Source organism: Kluyvera sp. (assembly GCF_047971185.1).
Taxonomy (GTDB): Bacteria; Pseudomonadota; Gammaproteobacteria; order Enterobacterales; family Enterobacteriaceae; genus Kluyvera.
In genome coordinates this window covers 1-18,451 of sequence record NZ_JBKDZH010000012.1, presented here as the reverse complement: position 1 = coordinate 18,451, position 18,451 = coordinate 1, and the positions used below count along the sequence as shown (strand labels likewise).

The window sequence follows — 18,451 nt, the reverse complement described above, 5'->3', positions numbered from 1 at the left end:
CCTTTTCATAAAAGGGTTTGTAGTTAATCTATCAGTAAATTCCGAATTTAAACCACAGAAATAACGAGATACTTCTCTTTTTTTTATCCAATTAGCAATGCTGCTGAATATATTAAGCATGGCTTAATGATGATGAAATGTTCGTTAATAAATAAGCGGTGTGCATTATATTATGCTTTGTTTCTATAGAGTTAAGCCACGCTTAACGATATATCTGCGATAAATTTTGCTTTGGTTAATGGCTTCATCTGCGTAAAGGCAAACTGGCACAGCGAACGGTTAAAGTGATGAAAATAGTCAAAATGGTCTGGAAAATACATCTTCGGGTGATATAACCAAATGACACAACCAGCGCTGAGGGTAGGTTATGTTTAAAAACATTAGCGTCCGAACGTTTATCCTGGTATTTATTCTGGCGGTTTTCCTTATTGCCGATGTGATCTGTCTAATATTATCAAAGAATATATTCTTGCTTTTAACCATAAATATTGTATGGGCGGCCGCGCTGGCACTGCTGTGGCTGTATATGACGAAATACCTGGTGACGCCCATTAATGCGGTGAAGCGCAGCATTGATGAAGTCAATGACGGTAACCTGTCGGTGCGTATTCCCGTCTTTGGGAATAACTGTGCCGGGCGCTTAATTCCGGGGATCAATAACTTATCGAATAATATTTCGACGCTGGTGGCGGAAATTCGCACGTCATCGGATACGGCAATGTCGTTATCCGAGCAGTTGGCAACCCGCAGCGGCGACCTGTCGGTAAAAACCGAGCAGCAGTCGGCCACGCTGATGGAGACCGCGGCGAGCATGGAACAGATTGCCGCCAGTACCAAAAACAACGCCGAGCATACGCGCCTGGCGAGTGAACGCGCCGGTGATGCGACGCAGTGCGCCCGTAAAGGCGGCGCGCTGATGGGCGAAGTGGCGACCAATATGCAGTCGATTACCGATTGTGCCCGACAGATGACGGAAATTATCGCCATGATTGACGGCATTGCCTTCCAGACCAACATTCTGGCGCTGAACGCGGCGGTGGAAGCGGCGAGGGCGGGGGATCACGGTAAAGGGTTCTCGGTGGTGGCCGGGGAAGTGCGGAATCTGGCGCACCGTAGTGCGGAAGCGGCGAAGAGTATTAAAACCTTAATTAACGTCACCAGCGAAAACGTCACGCAGGGGGCGAGTATTGTCGCCGAGGCGGAGAAAAACATGCAGGAGATCGTTGCCGGTTCGGGCGAGCTGAACGGCCTGATGGAGCAGATTGCCGTCTCGACCTCCGAGCAGGAAAAAGGCATCGATCAGATTACGCTGGCGCTGAATGAGCTGGAAACGGTGACGCAGAGCAATATCACGGTGGTTGAAGAGCTGGCCAGATCGTCCGACATTCTGAAGCGCCAGGTAATTGAGCTGCAGTCGCGCACGCAGAACTTCCGCATTGGCGATGAGGCACAGCCGTTAGCGAATATACCGGCGAGAGGGGCAGCGTTACAGCCGGCGGTGATTGGCAGCGCGGAGCAAAACTTCTGGCAATCTTTTTAACCCGCATCCCGGACGAGGCGTAGCCGACTCCGGGAGAACCCCCTGCCCCGGTTTTATCAATCCTTTCAGCGCCATGGCATCGCTAACGGTTGCTTAACAAATGGAGATGGCTAGACTATCAGGACAGAAAGTCGTAAGCGGAGGCGCTGTGGAAGCCATTAAAGGATCGGACCTTAACGTACCAGACGCGGTATTTGCGTGGCTGCTGGATGGTCAGGGCGGCGTGAAGCCGTTAACCGACGCGGAGCTCGTCAGTAAAGATAATCCCTGCTGGCTGCACCTGAACTATACCCACCCCGACAGCGCCCAGTGGCTGGCGACCACGCCGCTATTGCCGAACGTGGTGCGCGATGCGCTGTCCGGCGAAAGCCTGCGCCCGCGAGTGAGCCGCCTGGGAGAGGGGACGCTGATCACCCTGCGCTGCATTAACGGCAGTACCGACGAACGCCCGGACCAGCTGGTGGCGATGCGCCTCTATATTGATGAACGCATGATCGTCTCTACCCGGCAGCGTAAAGTGCTGGCGCTGGATGACGTGGTGAGCGACCTTCAGGAGGGCAGCGGCCCGACGGACTGCGGTTCATGGCTGGTGGATATCTGCGATGCGCTTACCGATCACGCCAGCGAGTTTATCGAGCAGCTGCACGACAAAATTATCGATCTTGAAGATAATCTGCTGGAGCAGGAGGTGCCGCCGCGCGGTTTTCTGGCGCTGCTGCGCAAGCAGCTTATCGTCATGCGCCGCTATATGGCGCCGCAGCGCGACGTGTACGCCCGGCTTGCCAGCGAGCGCCTGTCGTGGATGACCGACGATCAGCGACGCCGGATGCAGGATATCGCCGACCGTCTGGGACGCGGGCTGGATGAAATTGACGGCTGTATCGCCCGCACGGCGGTAATGACCGATGAAATCGCCCAGATGATGCAGGAGTCGCTTTCCCGCCGAACCTATACCATGTCGTTGATGGCGATGGTCTTTTTGCCGAGCACCTTCCTGACGGGGCTGTTCGGCGTCAACCTTGGCGGCATTCCCGGCGGCGGCTCGCATCTGGGCTTTTCGCTATTCTGCATTATGTTGGTGCTACTCATTGGTGGTGTTACGTGGTGGTTACACCGTAGTAACTGGTTGTAAAAAATCACCTTTTTTACCCCCTTTGGATAGGGTAACGCCACTTAATTTGAGCGAGGTCAATAAAAGAAGAGGCCAATCGAGGCAATATCGATCCCGCAGGTGAATGCAACGTCAAGCGATGGGCGTTGCGCTCCATATTGTCTTACTTCCTTTTTTTGAATTACTGCATAGCACAATTGATTCGTACGACGCCGGCTTAGAATAGTCGGCTTTTTTTTGTCTTTTTTCCGCTACCCTGATGCTACCTGCCGATTAATTGTCGCTTCCCGCGGCGAGATCTGCGAGGATACGCGCCTGCTGACCGTTAGCCCCTAATTCGCGAGAAAATACTGTGACCGCTTTTGCCACCCTTAATGCCCTTCCTGCCGCCCAACTCGATAATCTCAACGATCTGGGCTATCTCTCCATGACGCCGGTTCAGGCCGCGTCGCTGCCGGCGATTCTGGCCGGAAAGGACGTGCGCGTGCAGGCCAAAACCGGCAGCGGTAAAACGGCGGCGTTCGGCCTTGGCCTGCTTCAGCACGTGGACGCCAGCCTGTTCCAGACCCAGTCGCTGGTGCTGTGCCCGACGCGCGAGCTGGCCGATCAGGTTGCCGGTGAGATCCGCCGCCTGGCGCGCTATCTGCCGAACATTAAGGTACTGACGCTGTGCGGCGGCCAGCCGTTTGGCGCGCAGCGCGACTCCCTGCAGCACGCGCCGCATATTATTGTCGCCACCCCGGGCCGCCTGCTGGACCACCTGCAAAAAGGCACCGTATCGCTGGACGCTCTGCAAACGCTGGTGATGGATGAGGCGGACCGTATGCTCGATATGGGCTTTAGCGATGCCATTAACGAAGTGATCCGCTTCGCGCCAGTCTCTCGCCAGACGCTGCTGTTCTCCGCCACCTGGCCGGAAGCCATTGCCGCCATCAGCGGCCGCGTCCAGCGTTCGCCGGAAACCATTGAGATCGATAGCGTTGACGCGCTGCCGGCGGTGGAGCAGCAGTTTTTTGACGTGCCGCGCCACGGCAAAATCGCGCTATTACAGCAGCTGCTGAGCCAGCATCAGCCGTCCTCCTGCGTGGTGTTCTGCAACACCAAAAAAGATTGCCAGGCGGTGTTTGAAGAGCTGAACGCGGCGGGGCAGAGCACCATTGCGCTGCACGGCGATCTCGAACAGCGCGATCGCGATCAGACGCTGGTGCGCTTCGCCAACGGCAGCGCGCGCATTCTGGTGGCGACCGACGTCGCCGCGCGCGGGCTGGATATTAAATCGCTGGCGATGGTGGTGAACTACGAGCTGGCGTGGGATCCGGAAGTGCACGTCCACCGTATTGGCCGTACCGCGCGTGCGGGCAACAGCGGGCTGGCGGTGAGCTTCTGCGCGCCGGAAGAGGCGCAGCGCGCGAATATTCTGGCCGAAATGTTGCAACTGAAGCTGAACTGGATGCCGGAACCGGCGAGAACGCGCATTACGCCGCTGGCGCCGGAAATGATGACCCTGTGCATCGACGGCGGTAAAAAGGCCAAAATGCGCGCGGGCGACGTGCTGGGCGCGTTAACCGGTGATATGGGGCTGGTGGCTGCGGATATCGGGAAAATTGACGTACACCCGGCGCATGTTTACGTGGCGGTGCGTGCCGATGTGGCCCATCAGGCATGGAAACTGCTGCAGAAAGGGAAAATCAAAGGCAAAGCGTGCCGTGCGCGTCTGCTGAAATAACAGCCTAAATCAGCGTCTCAGGCCGCAGCCTGAGACGCCGGATCGTTTACTTCACTTCTACCACGTTCAGACGCAGCTCATCCAGCTGACCGTCTTCTTCTTCCGGCTGCCAGCCCACCGGCTGTAGCGGCAGCTCTTCCCGATCGAACGCCAGGTCACCGCCGTCAACCACTTCCGAACCGTGGGTCAGCCCTTTGAAGTCAAACAGGCTGGTGTCGCACAGGTGCGAAGGCACCACGTTCTGCATGGCGCTGAACATGGTTTCAATCCGGCCCGGATAGCGTTTATCCCAGTCGCGCAGCATATCGCCAATCACCTGACGCTGCAGGTTCGGCTGTGAACCGCACAGGTTGCACGGAATGATCGGGAACGCTTTGGCTTCAGAGAAGCGCTCGATATCTTTTTCGCGGCAGTAGGCCAGCGGACGGATAACGATGTGCTTGCCGTCGTCGCTCATCAGCTTCGGCGGCATCCCCTTCATTTTCCCGCCGTAGAACATGTTCAGGAACAGCGTTTGCAGGATATCGTCACGATGGTGGCCGAGGGCAATTTTGGTGGCGCCCAGCTCGGTGGCCGTACGGTAGAGGATCCCGCGGCGCAGACGAGAGCAGAGCGAGCAGGTGGTTTTCCCTTCCGGAATTTTCTCTTTGACGATGCCGTAGGTGTTTTCTTCGACGATCTTATATTCAACGCCCAGCTTCTCCAGATACTCCGGCAGAATGTGCTCCGGGAAGCCCGGCTGTTTCTGGTCGAGGTTGACCGCCACCAGGCTGAAGCTGATGGGCGCGCTCTGCTGCAGATTGCGCAGAATTTCCAGCATGGTGTAGCTGTCTTTACCGCCGGAGAGGCAGACCATGATGCGGTCGCCGTCTTCAATCATGTTGAAGTCAGCGATGGCTTCGCCCACGTTACGGCGCAGACGCTTCTGCAATTTGTTCAGATTGTATTGTTCTTTTTTGGTAATTTCTTGATTTTGTTGCATTTAATAGTTACTCAAAAATCTAAATGGAAACTCAGGCCCTACAGCGTCTTCCAGTCCATTTGATTTACGATAAAAGCGCTGTCCCGCGCTGACGGCGAATCAGCGAATGTGTGGCGTGTATGGTACGGATTACGGCGACGAATGCCAGCATGTTTTGCAGGATGGGGCTTACTAACTCGCGGCTGTGGGGAGCGCGACATTAAATGCAGTGCGCCTTCAACAGGTTGTCCCCGCGCGACAACAAGTGGCTTGATCTCTCCATACGTTGCATAATACTGTATATATAGACAGTATTAACGAGTAAATGAAGATGAGCGCCACGTACGTATATCAAGCTGAACAGGACCTCGAATTACCCTTGTTCCTGGAGAGGATCCCCTGCGGTTTCCCCAGCCCGGCGCAGGACTATGTTGAAGAGAGCCTGGATCTGAACCGGCTGGTGGTCAAGCATCCCAGCGCGACCTACTTTGTGCGCGTTAGCGGTGATTCGATGATGGGCGCGGGCATTGGTGATGGCGATCTGCTGGTCGTCGACCGTTCATTAAAGGCCGAGCACGGCGATATCGTCGTCGCGGCCGTAGCGGGGGAGTTTACGGTAAAAGAATTGCGAACCCGGCCATCATTACAGCTGATGCCGCATAACGCGCAGTACGCGCCGATAGTCTTTCACGCGGAGGAAGAGCTGCAAATCTTCGGCGTGGTGACGTTTAGCTTAAAAGCCCATAAATATGTTCGCGTTGGTTGATGTTAACAATTTTTATGCCTCCTGTGAGACGGTATTCCGCCCGGATCTTCAGGGCCGGCCGGTAGTGGTGGTGTCCAATAACGACGGATGCATTATCTCCCGCTCGGCCGAGGCCAAAGCGCTCGGCATTAGCATGGGCGCGCCGTATTTTAAAATTAAAGAGGAACTGCAGCGTCAGCGGGTGAGCGTGTTCAGTTCTAACTACGCGCTGTATGCCGATCTCAGCCATCGGGTGATGCAGACATTGATGGATCTCGTGCCCAGCGTGGAGATCTATTCGATAGATGAAGCGTTTATTGATATCCCCAGCGGCGTGGGGCTTGAGGCGTTTGGTCACCAGATACGCGACGCGGTAAGGACGAATACGGGGCTGACGGTGGGCGTCGGCATTGGGCCGACCAAAACGCTCGCCAAGCTCGCCAATCTGGCGGCTAAAACCTGGCGACAAACCCAGGGGGTCGTCGATCTCAGCGCCACGGAACGCCAGCGTAAATTGCTTTCCTTGCTTCCGGCGCATGAAGTCTGGGGCGTGGGGAGACGTACGCGTAAGAAGCTGGAGTTGATGGGAATAGAAACCGCCTTGCAGCTGGCCGATAGCTCGACCTGGGTTATTCGCCGCCATTTTAACGTCGTGATGGAACGTACGGTACGTGAACTTCGCGGCGAGTCCTGCCTGGCGCTAGAGGAATTTGCGCCCACGAAGCAGCAGATTATTCATAGCCGCTCGTTTAGCCATCGCATCACCGCGTATAACGAGATGCACCAGGTGGTGTGCGCCTATGCCGAACGTGCGGCGGAAAAACTGCGGGCGGAAAGACAGTACTGCTGCGCCGTAAGCCTGTTTATGCGTACCAGCCCGCACGCGGAGCATGAGACGTTTTATGCTCCGCAGGCCTGCTGCAGGCTGACGGTTCCAACCTGTGATACGCGGGATATTATTCGCAGCGCCACTCAAGCGCTGGATAAGATCTGGAGAGACGGCTTTCGCTATATGAAAGCGGGGGTGATGCTGAGCGATTTTTTCAGCCAGGGCGTGGCGCAGCTGCAGCTGTTCGATGCTTTTCCACCTCAGGCCAATAGTCAGGCGCTGATGCAGGTGATCGACAGCATTAATCATTCCGGGCGGGGCAGTATCGGTTTTGCCGGAAAGGGGGTTGAACAGACATGGGCGATGAAGCGGGAAATGCTCTCCCCCAGCTACACCACTCGCTATGCGGATCTGCCGGTGGCCCGATAGCCGGCACCGGCGCCGGGTAGTTAGCCGAAATTAGTATAAACAGGGCGTTCGTCCAGCTTAAGGCAGTGCCTGACCCGTTCCTCGCCGTCATAGACATACGCGAATGCGTCGCTTGAGACGCGGTGGAGCAGCGTATCGCCGTTGGCGAAGGGGATAATCTCAATGTCGCCGACGCGCTTGTGGCCTGCGCCGGTTTCAAAATGGCCTTTCCAGGCTTCCTGGGTATGCCCGTAGACGTGCAGGATGACTTCGACCAGGCCGCGTTCAGGGCAGTTTAATTTCAGTATGGTTGATGAGAAATTGAGCGCGTAACTTTGACAGGGAATAATAACAAGAAGAAATAATAACTTTAGGAAATTCATTGGATTACATACTTTTATTGAAACAACACGCGATTATTGCCTGATTTGGCTTTTCGGGCTTTGTGTTTGATCAATATAAGTTTTTTGTATTTTCTCTCGGCAGCGCAAAAAATCAGTAAGGCCACCGGAGTGGCCTCGAACGTTGCCGTATTAGTTAAGACCCAGGCGGATCAAATCAACCGGGCAGAACGTGCCGTCACAACCATCAATCTCTACGCAGCTCTCGCGACGCAGCTGTTCCGCCGTTTTACCTTCACCGTGAATAGCGGTAATGACGCCGGTAGCGCCATTGTTGGCTACCATGACACGGGTGCCGAGCGTGATAGCGTTACGGTTACGATCGTAGGTTTTCATCGTCTCCTCCTTTCACATATTAAGACGGGTTATATTGGCGGTGTGAATTAATAGCGCGATCGAAAACGCGCTGTTTTGCGCTTCGTCAAAGTGCGGTTTTTTTATGAGTATTATGGACAAAACGACTGCATGGCTGCTGATTTTTTGCTCAATAAAAAGGCCGCATTAGCGACCTTCAGCATTGTGCCGATTAAAAGCGGCCAGCCAATCATACTTGTTGCGGGTGCCGACTTCCTTTTCTCCCTCTTCAAGTTTAATGATTAGCCTGCGCTTATTAATGCTTTCCTGGTTAAAGAAATAGGGGGTTAGCCTTCTGGACAGGGACTCATACATCGCCTGAGCGACTTCCTCACCGGCCTGCGGCCCGTGTTTGTCAAACTCATCCTTTATATCCTGGAAATCCTGATTCATACGTTCTCCACAACCACTTGAGAACGTTCAGTATGGGTGAGGCATCTGCATTTATCCACTGCTGACACTTTAGCTATGCAGGGATTGTCCATAACCTATTGATATTGCTTTTAAGGGCAGGCTGCACTGAAGGACCAAAAATCAATTGAATAAATAGGTATTATTTATCTAACTCTTGTTTATTGCATTGAAATTAAACAACTTTTAGCATTTCTTTTTTTGCTTTGGGGCGCGGTGGGGGCGTTGCGGTTTGGAATTTATTGCTCAGCATCCCCACCTGGTCCTGATCCAACTCGCCAATCCACTTCCTGTAGACCTCATAAACCATGTGTGAGTCTACTTCGATATGCTTCCTTAACTTTAAGGGGCGGCAATATGATAAGAAGCGAACATTCAAACCCTGCGGTTAACCCCGCGGGGCTTTTGCGTTTCTGGGGCATGCCTTGATATGATTATTTCTAAATACTTGGAACTGTTAATGAATGTGTACATCGGCTATATTTGGTTCGATTTTAAATTTCACACGTATCTCTTTTTTTCACAGTTCAAGCTTATGGATAAGTGAAGGTGCTTTGGGATGTCTAAGAAAGTAACGTTTACATCAATTATGACTGCCATTGGTACAGTAGCGTCAGTCTTAGCGTGTATTTACGCGATCAAGGCGTATGAATCGACTAAAACCCCGACATTTCCTTTAGACGATGCATATACAAATTCAATTGAGATTTCTTCTTTGACAAAAAATGCAAATCGCTTTGAAGATTTCTTAGAAGCCCATGTTGGGCGAGTTGTATATCTCAATGTGTATTTTGACCCAGATTCTGGTTTCATTGATGTTGATGAAGAACCTGAGCTTTCGCCAGAAGAGTATGAGTCTTATGACAAAGAGACTAGAGAGGCAATAGATCAGCAAAATGAGACTTTAGATCCTGAATCATTGACAATCTGGACAGAATGTTATGATGGATTCGACAAAAAGCAGAGGCCCAGTGTCGAGAACCACTGTACTGGATTAACTATTAGTTTTTTAAAAAACCCTGGTTCCTACTCGAGTCTTGAGTGGTTCAGGGGGGGGTATTATTTAAAAGGATATTTTCAGGTTGTGCTCCACCGTGGGCCGTATCAAGGATTTAGGGTTGCGACATTAAGAGGCGAAAGCGCCAGATAGATATTCTAATTTTTACAGATGAAAGTCATCAATGGCTCGCTTCGGCGGGCCTTTACCTTTTCAGGCTCCGGGAAAACTCATCGACGTGTGTTGTTGTTAAATCAGCCCTGAACCCGTACTTGTACGAATACTCTGCTTTTTGCTGTGCGCCTTCGCATTAAATAGCCCTCGATTTACAAGCAGGGAGATGATGGCGATCTGGCGGGTTAATCGCTTCCAGAAAGCAGGAGTGATGCTGGGCAGAGTGTTCAGCAGCAGTGGCAAATTTTTGGGCATGAAAAAGTCTGCCTATGTCCCTATATGTCCATACAGTGGTTTTCATAACTCATTGATAAGCCTCTAACCCCTTGATTCACAGAACATGCCAAAACCAATCGAATAAATAGGTATTGACTATACATCTTTAGCACTCCGCCATATCCCGCCTATCAGTAACAATAAATTCATTATTTATCAAAGCATTGTAAAAATATCGCTATCCCTCTCACCGGCGTCGGCAGGGTCTATGCTTATAAAAAGGCATGATCAAAGGGCCGCGTGCGGAATACCCCCACGCGGCGCGGGTTGAAGTGATAATCATTATCACTAACATAGCGTTAACCCTTTGTGGCTCCACTGATGAGGTAGACCTATGGATTTGCATTCAGGAACCTTCGATCCCAACGATGTGACCTGGCGCGGCATTACGCTGACGCCGTCGGCCGCGGCGCATATTCGTGAGCTGGTCAAACAGCAGCCTACGATTCAGGGCGTGCGTTTAGGGGTGAAGCAGACCGGCTGCGCGGGCTTTGGCTACGTGCTGGACGCGGTAAGCGAGCCGGATAAAGACGATCTGTTGTTTGAATCCGACGGCGCGAAGCTGTGGGTGCCTTTACGCGCAATGCCGTTTATTGACGGCACGGAAGTGGATTACGTGCGCGAAGGTTTGAATCAGCTGTTCAAATATCATAACCCGAAGGCGCAGAACGAATGCGGCTGCGGCGAAAGCTTTGGGGTATAGGCGGTACATAATGACGCGTAATACTGACGCAACTGACGATGTCCAGACCTGGGCCAGTGGCCCGCTGAACTATAAAGAAGGGTTCTTTACCCAGCTGCAAACCGATGAGCTGGCGAAAGGCATTAACGAAGAGGTGGTGCGGGCGATTTCCGCCAGGCGCAACGAACCGGAGTGGATGCTGGAATTTCGCCTGAAGGCTTACCGTGCCTGGGTTTTGATGGAAGAACCGCACTGGCTGAAGGCGAAGTATGATTCGCTGAACTACCAGGACTACAGCTACTACTCCGCGCCGTCCTGCGGCAACTGCGACGATAGCTGCGCGTCTGAACCCGGCGCACAGCAGCAGACCGGCAGCAGCAGCTTTTTAACCGATGAGGTGGAAGCCGCGTTTAATCAGCTGGGCGTGCCGGTGCGTGAGGGCAAAGAGGTGGCGGTTGACGCGATTTTTGACTCGGTATCCGTCGCCACCACCTACCGGGAAAAGCTCTCGGAGCAGGGCATTATCTTTTGCTCGTTTGGTGAAGCGATTCACGATCATCCCGAGCTGGTCAAACGCTATCTCGGCACGGTAGTGCCGGAAAATGACAACTTCTTCGCCGCGCTGAACGCCGCGGTAGCGTCGGACGGCACCTTTATTTATATCCCTAAAGGCGTGCGCTGCCCGATGGAGCTGTCGACCTATGTCCGGATCAACGCCGAGAAAACCGGCCAGTTTGAACGCACCATCCTGATTGCCGATGAAGGCAGCTATGTCAGCTACATTGAAGGCTGCTCGGCCCCGGTACGCGACAGCTATCAGCTGCACGCGGCGGTGGTAGAGGTGATCATTCATAAAGACGCGGAGGTGAAATATTCCACCGTGCAAAACTGGTTCCCCGGCGATAACAACACCGGCGGGATCCTGAACTTCGTCACCAAGCGCGCACTGTGCGAAGGCGAAAACAGCAAGATGTCGTGGACCCAGTCGGAAACCGGCTCGGCGATCACCTGGAAATACCCCAGCTGCATTCTGCGCGGCGATAACTCGGTCGGCGAATTCTTCTCGGTGGCGCTGACCAGCGGCCATCAGCAGGCCGACACCGGCACCAAGATGATCCACATTGGCAAAAATACCAAATCGACCATTATCTCGAAGGGGATCTCCGCCGGGCATAGCCAGAACAGCTATCGCGGGCTGGTGAAAATCATGCCGACGGCGACCAACGCGCGTAACTATACCCAGTGCGACTCGATGCTGATCGGCCCCGACTGCGGCGCGCACACCTTCCCATACGTGGAGTGTCGCAATAACAGCGCGCAGCTGGAGCACGAAGCGACAACGTCACGTATTGGTGAAGATCAGCTGTTTTACTGCCTGCAGCGCGGGATTAGCGAAGATGATGCAATCTCAATGATCGTGAACGGATTTTGTAAGGATGTTTTCTCGGAGCTGCCGCTGGAGTTCGCCGTGGAAGCGCAAAAACTGCTGGCTATCAGCCTTGAACACAGCGTCGGTTAAGGATTAAGGGAATCGATATGTTAAATATCAATGAATTACAGGTCTCCGTTGATGAGAAAGCGATCCTGCGCGGCGTGAGCCTGAACGTGCGTCCGGGCGAGGTGCACGCCATTATGGGGCCGAATGGCTCCGGCAAAAGCACGCTCTCCGCCACGCTGGCAGGCCGCGAAGACTACAGCGTAACCGGCGGCTCCGTGACCTTTAAGGGTCACGACCTGCTGGCGCTATCGCCGGAAGAACGCGCTGGGGAAGGCATTTTTATGGCCTTCCAGTATCCGGTTGAGATCCCGGGGGTGAGCAATCAGTTTTTCCTGCAAACCGCGCTTAACGCGGTACGCGCCCACCGGGGCCAGGAGCCGCTGGATCGTTTTGACTTTCAGGACCTGATGGAAGAGAAGATTGAGCTGCTGAAGATGCCGACGGATCTGCTGACCCGCTCGGTCAACGTGGGTTTCTCCGGCGGTGAGAAAAAGCGCAATGACATCCTGCAAATGGCGGTGCTGGAGCCGGCGCTGTGTATTCTGGATGAAACGGATTCCGGGCTGGATATCGACGCGCTGAAAATCGTCGCCGAAGGGGTGAACGCGCTGCGCGACGGCAAGCGTTCCTTCATTATCGTCACCCACTATCAGCGCATTCTGGACTACATCAAGCCCGACGTCGTCCACGTGCTGTATCAGGGGCGTATTGTAAAATCCGGTGATTTCTCGCTGGTGAAACAGCTGGAGGAGCAGGGCTATGGCTGGCTTAGCGAACAACAATAGCGCGCTTCAGCAGTGGCATGCGCTATTCCAGGCGCGCGGCGGACAGGCCTCGCCGCAGGCGCTGGCGCATCTCCAGCAGATCCATCAGCTTGGGCTGCCAACGCGTAAAGACGAAGACTGGAAGTACACGGCGCTGGATAAGCTGCTCGCCAGCACCTTCGTGGCGCCCGCGCTGCCCGCGCTGAGCGCCGACCAGCTTGACGCCCACGCGGTCGCGCTGCCGGCCTATCGTCTGGTGTTTGTTGACGGCCAGTTTGATGCCCGGCTCAGCGATGACCTCAGCGACAGCGGGTTTGAGGTGACGGTGGATAACCAGCGCCAGTCGCTGCCGGAGGCGGTGCATCCGGAGGTGTTCCTGCATCTGACGGAAAGCCTGGCCAGCAGCGTGACGCATATCCAGGTGCGACGCAATCAGCGTCCGGATAAGCCGCTGCTGCTGCTGCATATTACGCGCGGGCTGGAAAGCGACGAGATGAACACGGCGCACTATCGCCATCATATCGAACTGGCGGAAGGGGCGCAGGCGACGGTGATTGAACAGTATGTCAGCCTGAACCCGGTGCGTCATTTTACCGGCGCAAGGTTCACCATGACGGTGGCGGATAACGCCCAGCTTCAGCACCTGAAGCTGGGGTTTGAAAACGACCAGAGCTACCATTTTGCCCATAACGACCTGCGGCTGGGGCGCGATGCCGCTGCCTTCAGCCACAGTTTTCTGCTGGGGGCGGCGGTAACGCGCCATCACACCAGCACGCAGTTGAACGGGGAAAACAGCACGCTACGGCTCAACAGCCTGGCGATGCCGGTTAATGCCGAAGTGTGCGATAGCCGGACCTGGCTTGAACATAACCGCGGCTACTGCGACAGCCGCCAGCTGCATAAAACCATCGTCAGCGATAAAGGCCGCGCGGTGTTTAACGGCGTGATTACCGTGGCGCCGCACGCCATTAAAACCGACGGGCAGATGACCAACAACAATCTGCTGCTGGGGCGTCTGGCGGAAGTCGACACCAAGCCACAGCTGGAAATTTACGCCGATGACGTAAAATGCAGCCACGGCGCGACCGTGGGTCGAATCGATGATGAGCAGCTCTTTTATCTACGCTCGCGCGGGATTGCGTTAGAGGAGGCGAGAAACATCATCCTCTACGCCTTTGCCGCCGGGCTGACCGATGCCATCGCCCTTGATGCGCTGAAACAGCACGTGCTGGCGCGCATTGGGCTGCGTCTGGCGAGGGGGAAACCATGACCTTTTCCGTACAGCAGGTTCGCGGCGATTTTCCGGTGCTCGCGCGCGAAGTGAACGGCCAGCCGCTGGCTTATCTGGATTCCGCCGCCAGCGCGCAGAAACCCGAGCAGGTGATCCACGCCGAGGCGGCGTTTTATCGTCACGGCTATGCGGCCGTACACCGGGGAATTCACACCCTGAGCGCCGAAGCCACCCAGCGTATGGAAGAGGTGCGCCAGAAGGTGGCGCATTTCCTGAACGCCGCCAGCGCCGAGGAGGTGGTTTTTGTTCGCGGCACTACCGAGGCGATCAACCTGGTTGCCAACAGCTGGGGCGCCAGCAACGTGCAGGCGGGCGATAATATTGTCATCACCGCGATGGAGCACCATGCGAATATCGTGCCCTGGCAGATGCTCTGCGCCCGCACGGGCGCGCAGCTGCGGGTGATCCCGCTCAACGCCGACGGCACGCTGCAAATGGACGTCGCGGCGGGGCTATTTGATGAGCACACGCGGCTGCTGGCGGTCACGCAGGTTTCTAACGTGCTGGGCACCGAGAACCCGCTGGCGGAGTTGATTACGCTGGCGCACGACAGCGGGGCGAAGGTGCTGGTGGACGGCGCGCAGGCGGTGATGCACCACCCGGTTGACGTCCAGGCGCTGGGCTGCGACTTCTACGCCTTCTCCGGCCATAAATTATACGGCCCGACGGGTATCGGCGCGCTGTACGTTAAAGCCGATATCCTGCAGGCGATGCCGCCGTGGGAAGGGGGCGGTTCAATGATCGCCACCGTCAGCCTGAGCGAAGGCACCACCTGGGCAAAAGCGCCGTGGCGCTTCGAAGCCGGTACGCCGAATACCGGCGGAATTATCGGCCTGGGGGCGGCACTGGATTACGTCGCGGCGCTGGGGCTGACGCAAATCGGCGAATACGAACAGACGCTGATGCGCTACGCGCTGGACGCGCTGGCGGAGGTGCAGGACCTGCACCTGTACGGCCCGGCGGAGCGGCTGGGGGTGATTGCGTTTAACCTCGGCAAACATCATGCCTACGATGTGGGCAGCTTCCTCGATAACTACGGCATTGCCGTGCGCACCGGCCACCACTGCGCGATGCCACTGATGGAATTTTATCAGGTGCCCGCCATGTGCCGGGCATCGCTGGCGATGTACAACACCGTTGAGGAAGTAGACCGCCTGGTGGCGGGCCTACAGCGCATTCGCCATTTATTAGGGTAACAGGGAGCGACAATGGCGGCTTTACCGGACAAAGAAAAACTGTTGCGCAACTTTAACCGTTGCGCCAACTGGGAAGAGAAATACCTCTATATTATCGAGCTGGGTCAGCGATTGCCCCCGCTTAGCCCCGAGCAGCATAGCCCGGAGCATATTATTCAGGGGTGCCAGAGCCAGGTGTGGATCGTGATGGGGCGCGATGCGCAGGGACGCATCACGTTACAGGGCGATAGCGATGCGGCTATCGTTAAAGGCTTGATTGCCGTGGTCTTTATCCTCTACGATGGGATGACCGCCGCGGATGTACAGGCCTTTGATGTTCGCCCCTGGTTTGAGCAACTGGCGCTGGCGCAGCATCTGACGCCATCGCGCTCACAGGGGCTGGAGGCGATGATCCGTGCAATCCGCACGCAGGCGGCGAGTTTTGGCTAATATCAAATAGACAGCTTTCATTCTGTTACGAAAGGTGGGCGGGCAGCCCACCGCGCTGGTGGTTCAGCTTTCTGGCACGTTGTCAGTGAATATGAATAAGGAATCCAGATATGAAGCGCGCGTCCCTCTTAACACTCAGCATTTTAGGTGCCCTCAGCGCGATTTCCAGCGCCTGGGCAGTCGACTACCCGTTACCCCCTGCTAACAGCCGTTTAATCGGCCACAATCAAACCTACACCGTTCAGGAGGGCGATAAGAACCTACAGGCGATCGCCAGGCGCTTTGATACCGCCGCGATGCTTATCCTCGAAGCCAACAATACCATCGCGCCGGTTCCGCGTCCGGGCACCGTGGTGACCATTCCGTCGCAGATGCTGCTGCCTGACGTTCCGCGCGAAGGGATTGTGGTTAACCTTGCAGAACTGCGTCTGTACTACTTCCCGCCGGGCGAACAGATGGTGCAGGTCTATCCAATCGGCATTGGCCTACAGGGGCTGGAAACGCCGGAAATGACCACCCGCGTGGGGCAGAAGATCCCTAACCCGACCTGGACGCCAACCGCGGGCATCCGCAAGCGCTCGCTGGAGCGCGGCGTTACGCTGCCGCCGGTCGTACCTGCCGGGCCGAATAACCCGTTAGGGCTTTATGCGCTGCGTCTGGCGTACGGTAACGGTGAATATCTTATTCACGGCACCAACGCGCCGGATAGCGTCGGCCTGCGCGTCAGCTCGGGCTGTATTCGCATGAACGCGCCGGATATTAAAGCGCTGTTCGCGCAGGTGCGCAGCGGTACGCCGGTGCGGGTGATTAACGAGCCGGTGAAGTATGCGGTAGAGCCGAACGGCGCGCGCTATCTGGAAGTGCATCGTCCGCTGTCGCAGAACGAAGCGCAGGATACGCAAACCATGAAGATGACGCTGTCGTCGGGCTTTAAGCAGTTTGCCGGGCAGGCGAGCGAAGGGCAGGTGAAGAGCGCGCTGACGCGTCGTGCCGGGTATCCGGTGATGGTCTCTGAGGTGCAGGGGACGGCATCGGTGCTGTCGGCGCAGAATAGTTCGGTGGCTTCAGGAACCGTGACGCAGTAGGAAAGGGTAAATCGCAGGCAAAAAAAATGGCGCACAGTGTGCGCCATTTTTATTACCAGAACTCTTACTTACGGTAAGAGTGAGCCTGGTTGTCCAGACGCTGGTTAGCACGAGCTGCGTCGTCTTTAGCAGCCTGAACGTCGGAACGCATTGCGTTCACGTCGTTGCTCAGCTGGTCAACTTTAGCGTTCAGAGTCTGAACGTCAGAAGACAGCTGATCGATTTTAGCATTGCTGGAGCAACCTGCCAGCAGAGTAGAACCCAGGATTACCGCGCCCAGTACCAGTTTAGTACGATTCATTATAAATACCCTCTAGATTGAGTTAATCTCCATGTAGCGTTACAAGTATTACACAAACTTTTTTATATTGAGAATATTTTTTTATGCGTTTTCCCTTATTTTTGATCGTTCGCTCAAAGAAGCATCGACTTTAGGGTTTTAGGCGGAAAATGCGAGTGAAAACAGAGGACTTCCATCGGATTCATCTTAGATAATCAAAGTTTAAATAGTGGCAGCCTATTGGATTTTTTATTGAGCTACGTTATCAGAATGTATAAAAAAAGCGCCCAGTGGGCGCTTTTTTAGGCAAACTATAATAAGTATGTGGATTATTACAGTACGTGCACGGATGCGGTGTTGGTGGTGCCGCTCGGAACCAGCGCGCCGGAAACCATCACCACCACGTCGCCTTTCTGTGCCAGGCCGCTTTCTACAGCCACTTCTTTACCCAGACGGTAGAAATCATCGGTAGAGCTGATTTCTTTGACAACCTGAGCCACAACGCCTTTGCTCAGCACCAGCTGACGCGCAGTGGTTTCGTTGGTGGTCAGGGCCAGGATGGTGGCATCCGGGAAGTATTTACGGATAGCGCGTGCAGATTTACCGCCCTGGGTCGCCACGACGATCAGCGGCGCGTCCAGTTTTTCTGCAGTTTCAACCGCGCCACGGCAAACAGCTTCGGTGATGCGCAGTTTACGGCTGTCGTTGTTGAACTCCAGACGGCTGGTCATCACGCGGTCAGTACGTTCGCAGATGGTTGCCATGATGGTCACAGCTTCCAGCGGGTACTTACCTTTAGCGGATTCGCCGGACAGCATCACTGCGTCGGTACCGTCGAGGATGGCGTTAGCCACGTCGCCTGCTTCAGCGCGGGTCGGACGCGGGTTTTTGATCATGGAATCCAGCATCTGAGTCGCGGTGATAACCACTTTACGTGCGCGGATACATTTTTCGATGATCATCTTCTGCGCGAAGATAACTTCTTCAACCGGGATCTCAACGCCCATGTCGCCACGAGCAACCATGATGCCGTCAGACGCTTCGAGGATTTCGTCGAAGTTGTTCAGGCCTTCCTGGTTTTCAATCTTGGAGATAATCTGAATGTTATCACCGCCGTGGGCTTTCAGGTGCTCACGAATTTCCACTACCTCAGAACGTTTACGGATAAAGGAAGCCGCAACGAAGTCGACGCCTTGCTCGCAACCGAAGATCAGATCCTGTTTATCTTTTTCTGCCAGTGCCGGCAGGGCAATGGAAACGCCCGGCAGGTTAACGCCTTTGTTTTCGCCCAGG

19 protein-coding genes and 1 pseudogene are annotated in these 18,451 nt (G+C 55.0%); 13 read left to right on the top strand and 7 right to left on the bottom strand.

Translation table 11 applies throughout. The annotated features are described in order from the left end of the window. Positions 1 to 367 precede the first annotated feature (367 nt). From ACK5JN_RS01825 to dbpA, 3 genes are all read left to right on the top strand, one after another. Complete coding sequence (locus tag ACK5JN_RS01825) at positions 368 to 1,540, top strand: methyl-accepting chemotaxis protein (protein WP_416868584.1); 1,173 nt, start codon at positions 368 to 370, stop codon at positions 1,538 to 1,540. 148 nt (positions 1,541 to 1,688) lie between these two features. Further along, positions 1,689 to 2,672, top strand: a complete 984-nt coding sequence (gene zntB / locus ACK5JN_RS01820) for a zinc transporter ZntB (RefSeq protein WP_416868583.1) — start codon at positions 1,689 to 1,691, stop codon at positions 2,670 to 2,672. Positions 2,673 to 3,003: 331 nt separating this feature from the next. Continuing rightward, complete coding sequence (dbpA, locus tag ACK5JN_RS01815; protein WP_416868582.1) at positions 3,004 to 4,377, top strand: ATP-dependent RNA helicase DbpA; 1,374 nt, start codon at positions 3,004 to 3,006, stop codon at positions 4,375 to 4,377. Positions 4,378 to 4,423: 46 nt separating this feature from the next. Here dbpA and ttcA read toward each other — a convergent pair whose 3' ends face one another. Further along, a complete protein-coding gene (gene ttcA, locus ACK5JN_RS01810) occupies positions 4,424 to 5,359 on the bottom strand; it encodes a tRNA 2-thiocytidine(32) synthetase TtcA (protein ID WP_416868581.1) in 936 nt (311 codons plus the stop codon). Between the two features lie 44 nt (positions 5,360 to 5,403). Continuing rightward, positions 5,404 to 5,514 (bottom strand): annotated as a pseudogene (locus ACK5JN_RS01805) (hypothetical protein); the annotation flags it as partial. A 155-nt stretch (positions 5,515 to 5,669) separates the two neighbouring features. On the opposite strand from ACK5JN_RS01805, the gene umuD reads away from it, so the two are divergent. Together umuD and umuC are read left to right on the top strand one after the other, a co-directional pair. Then, positions 5,670 to 6,104: a translesion error-prone DNA polymerase V autoproteolytic subunit gene (gene umuD / locus ACK5JN_RS01800; RefSeq protein WP_416868580.1), complete on the top strand. Its 435-nt coding sequence runs from the start codon at positions 5,670 to 5,672 to the stop codon at positions 6,102 to 6,104. Continuing rightward, positions 6,088 to 7,341, top strand: coding sequence for a translesion error-prone DNA polymerase V subunit UmuC (gene umuC / locus ACK5JN_RS01795; RefSeq protein ID WP_416868579.1), 1,254 nt, complete (start codon positions 6,088 to 6,090; stop codon positions 7,339 to 7,341). The genes umuD and umuC overlap by 17 nt, the downstream gene beginning before the upstream one ends. 20 nt (positions 7,342 to 7,361) lie before the next feature. Here umuC and ACK5JN_RS01790 read toward each other — a convergent pair whose 3' ends face one another. The 3 genes from ACK5JN_RS01790 to ACK5JN_RS01780 all read right to left on the bottom strand — a co-directional run bounded on the left by ACK5JN_RS01790 (position 7,362) and on the right by ACK5JN_RS01780 (position 8,468). Next, the gene (locus tag ACK5JN_RS01790; protein ID WP_416868578.1) at positions 7,362 to 7,703 is read right to left on the bottom strand and encodes a hypothetical protein; all 342 of its coding nucleotides are present in this window, start codon (positions 7,701 to 7,703) and stop codon (positions 7,362 to 7,364) included. Positions 7,704 to 7,853: 150 nt separating this feature from the next. Beyond that, complete coding sequence (ydfZ, locus tag ACK5JN_RS01785) at positions 7,854 to 8,057, bottom strand: putative selenium delivery protein YdfZ (protein WP_416868577.1); 204 nt, start codon at positions 8,055 to 8,057, stop codon at positions 7,854 to 7,856. A gap of 165 nt (positions 8,058 to 8,222) precedes the next feature. Next, complete coding sequence (locus ACK5JN_RS01780) at positions 8,223 to 8,468, bottom strand: hypothetical protein (RefSeq protein WP_416868576.1); 246 nt, start codon at positions 8,466 to 8,468, stop codon at positions 8,223 to 8,225. 577 nt (positions 8,469 to 9,045) lie between these two features. Between ACK5JN_RS01780 and ACK5JN_RS01775 the strand changes: the two genes are divergently transcribed. From ACK5JN_RS01775 to ldtE, 8 genes are all read left to right on the top strand, one after another. Next, on the top strand, positions 9,046 to 9,636 hold the full coding sequence (locus ACK5JN_RS01775) for a hypothetical protein (protein ID WP_416868575.1): 591 nt from the start codon (positions 9,046 to 9,048) through the stop codon (positions 9,634 to 9,636). A gap of 631 nt (positions 9,637 to 10,267) precedes the next feature. Then, positions 10,268 to 10,636 (top strand): Fe-S cluster assembly scaffold SufA, encoded by a 369-nt coding sequence (gene sufA / locus ACK5JN_RS01770; protein ID WP_064545857.1) that lies wholly within the window; start codon positions 10,268 to 10,270, stop codon positions 10,634 to 10,636. Between the two features lie 10 nt (positions 10,637 to 10,646). Beyond that, positions 10,647 to 12,134, top strand: a complete 1,488-nt coding sequence (gene sufB, locus ACK5JN_RS01765) for a Fe-S cluster assembly protein SufB (RefSeq protein ID WP_416868574.1) — start codon at positions 10,647 to 10,649, stop codon at positions 12,132 to 12,134. A 17-nt stretch (positions 12,135 to 12,151) separates the two neighbouring features. Beyond that, positions 12,152 to 12,898: a Fe-S cluster assembly ATPase SufC gene (sufC, locus tag ACK5JN_RS01760; RefSeq protein WP_416868573.1), complete on the top strand. Its 747-nt coding sequence runs from the start codon at positions 12,152 to 12,154 to the stop codon at positions 12,896 to 12,898. Further along, positions 12,873 to 14,147, top strand: a complete 1,275-nt coding sequence (gene sufD, locus ACK5JN_RS01755; protein ID WP_416868572.1) for a Fe-S cluster assembly protein SufD — start codon at positions 12,873 to 12,875, stop codon at positions 14,145 to 14,147. The genes sufC and sufD overlap by 26 nt, the downstream gene beginning before the upstream one ends. Then, positions 14,144 to 15,364, top strand: coding sequence for a cysteine desulfurase SufS (sufS, locus tag ACK5JN_RS01750; RefSeq protein WP_416868571.1), 1,221 nt, complete (start codon positions 14,144 to 14,146; stop codon positions 15,362 to 15,364). The genes sufD and sufS overlap by 4 nt, the downstream gene beginning before the upstream one ends. Positions 15,365 to 15,376: 12 nt before the next feature. Beyond that, a complete protein-coding gene (gene sufE / locus ACK5JN_RS01745; RefSeq protein ID WP_416868570.1) occupies positions 15,377 to 15,793 on the top strand; it encodes a cysteine desulfuration protein SufE in 417 nt (138 codons plus the stop codon). A gap of 110 nt (positions 15,794 to 15,903) precedes the next feature. After that, on the top strand, positions 15,904 to 16,878 hold the full coding sequence (gene ldtE, locus ACK5JN_RS01740; RefSeq protein WP_416868569.1) for a L,D-transpeptidase LdtE: 975 nt from the start codon (positions 15,904 to 15,906) through the stop codon (positions 16,876 to 16,878). Between the two features lie 64 nt (positions 16,879 to 16,942). Here ldtE and ACK5JN_RS01735 read toward each other — a convergent pair whose 3' ends face one another. Continuing rightward, complete coding sequence (locus tag ACK5JN_RS01735; protein ID WP_002908860.1) at positions 16,943 to 17,179, bottom strand: major outer membrane lipoprotein; 237 nt, start codon at positions 17,177 to 17,179, stop codon at positions 16,943 to 16,945. 311 nt (positions 17,180 to 17,490) lie between these two features. After that, positions 17,491 to 18,451, bottom strand: a 961-nt coding sequence (pyk, locus tag ACK5JN_RS01730) for a pyruvate kinase (protein ID WP_416868568.1), incomplete at its 5' end; no start/stop codon positions are given.